2 protein-coding genes and 1 pseudogene are annotated in these 1962 nt (G+C 70.2%); all 3 read left to right on the top strand.

Going from position 1 to position 1962, the window contains the following annotated elements; all coding sequences use genetic code 11:
- A pseudogene (locus FVW27_RS20975) lies at nucleotides 1–148 on the top strand (PHP domain-containing protein); the annotation flags it as partial.
- Between the two features lie 116 nt (nucleotides 149–264).
- Nucleotides 265–1557, top strand: coding sequence for a peptidase U32 family protein (locus tag FVW27_RS14385; protein ID WP_243838470.1), 1293 nt, complete (start codon nucleotides 265–267; stop codon nucleotides 1555–1557).
- Between the two features lie 79 nt (nucleotides 1558–1636).
- A partial coding sequence (locus FVW27_RS14380) for a response regulator (protein WP_167126357.1) occupies nucleotides 1637–1962 on the top strand: 326 nt, incomplete at its 3' end.

Genomic DNA, 1962 nt, shown 5'->3' with positions numbered 1-1962 from the left:
CGGGCTGGCCCTGACGGGCGGCTCGGACTACCACGGCGCGGGCAAGCCCGGCATTGCCCTGGGCCGGGGACGCGGCGGCCTGCGCGTGACCACCGCCGTGCTCGACAGCCTGAAGGAACGCAGGCTCCGCCAGGGGCTGCCGGTGTAGAGGCGCCCTGCCTCAGCGTCCAGCAACCCCGTCCATCCGCCAACAGCAGGCGGGCCGTCCGCCGCCAACCACAGCTACCACAGCCTCAACCACGCCATAGCCACACCATAGCCACCATGACCAACGGTTTCACAACACATCCCCACGCGGACCCGCAGGACGCGGACCCGCCCGCCCCCGCACGGGCCGCACTGCCCGAACTGCTGGCCCCGGCTGGCGACATGGAAAAGCTGGACGCGGCCCTGCGCTACGGCGCCAACGCAGTGTACCTGGGCGGGCGCGGCCCCAACCTGCGTGCGGGCGCCCAGGGATTTTCGCCCGATGAACTGCCGCGGGCGGTGCAGCGCGCCCATGCCGTGGACGCACGCGTCTACTACTGCCTGAACAGCCTGCCCCACCAGCGCCACCTGCGCGAGGTGGAAGCCGCCATGGACGAAGCCCACGCGGCGGGCGTTGACGCCCTGATCGTGGCCGACCCCGGCGTTGCCCGCATGGCCCGCCGCCGCGTGCCGGGCCTGCCGCTGCACATTTCCACCCAGGCCAACACCGCCAATGCCGAAGCTGCCCTGTTCTGGCAGGACATGGGCGCCACCCGCGTGAACATGGCGCGCGAACTGGACCTGAACGGCATCCGCGAACTGGTCAGCGCCTGCCCCGGCGTGGAATTCGAGGCTTTCGTGCACGGGGCCATGTGCCTTGCCGTGTCCGGCCATTGCCTGCTTTCCGCCTGGATGAACAATCGCCCTGCCAACCTCGGCCAGTGCACCCACCCCTGCCGCTTCGAATACCTGGGCATGGCCCTGGCCGTGGAGGAAAAGACCCGCCCCGGCGAAATCGCGTGGGAGGCGGCGCAGGACGGCCCGTTCCACTCCAGCTTCTGGGCTCCCAACGACCTGTGCCTGGTGAAGTACGTACGCTGGTTCGCCGCCGTGGGCGTGGCTGCACTGAAGATCGAGGGCCGGGTGAAAAGCGCGGGGTACGTGGCCCAGGTTACCGACGCCTACCGCACCGCGTTGGACGACCTGACCCGGCGCACCTTCCGGCATGAAGATTATCTGTACGAACTGCTGAACACCGCCAGCAGGCCGCTTTCCACAGGCTTTTTCCTGCCCGGCGGCAAACGGCTGAATCGGGGCCTGCCGCATGACGCCATGCGGCGCCCGGTGGTGGCGCGCATAGAGCAGCCCGCGGGCGACGGCGCGTGGCACGTTTCCGTGCGCGCCCCCTGGCGCGCCGAAAAGCCCTTGGAACTGCTGCTGCCCGGCCTGCGCAGGCCGGAACTGCAACCCGGCGACTTCCGGCTGGAAAACCACAAGGGCGAAAACGTGGACCGGCTGCACCCCGGCATGGCGGGAGTGCTGCACTGCGCCCACGACGGCCTTGCGCCCGGCCTGTTCGTGCGGGCCTGAGAACGCCCCGTACCCACCGATGACCGTTGCACACCGACACACATAGTCGCACACCGTCCCGCAACCCCACGGAACACCCATGGCCCACGTGCTGATCATCGACGCCGACGCTGCCTTCGCCCAACTGGTGGCGGGCATTGCAGAGGGGCTGGGGCATCGGGCCTCGCGCGCGACGGGCCTGGTGGAAGGGCGTTTGCTGGCCGATGACGCCGACGTGATCTTTCTGGCAGCCACCCTGCCCGACGGCAACGGGGTGGAAGCCATGCCCGGCTTGCGCGCCCTGCCCGGCCAGCCGGAAATCATCGTCACCGCCGAAGGGGGCGACCCGGACGGCGCGGAGCGGGCCATCCGCCACGGGGCGTGGGAATGGCTGCGCAAGCCCCTGCCCGCCGACCGGGTGGTGCT

The organism is Nitratidesulfovibrio liaohensis, assembly GCF_011682075.1.
GTDB classification, from domain to species: Bacteria; Desulfobacterota; Desulfovibrionia; order Desulfovibrionales; family Desulfovibrionaceae; genus Cupidesulfovibrio; species Cupidesulfovibrio liaohensis.
Note: the sequence above shows the minus strand (reverse complement) of the source record. Positions and strands in the feature narration are given on the sequence as shown.

Bases quoted from the DNA above. Each gene is read 5' to 3' on its own strand.
- FVW27_RS14385 (WP_243838470.1), top strand. From the start codon at position 265: ATGACCAACGGTTTCACAACACATCCCCACGCGGACCCGCAGGACGCG.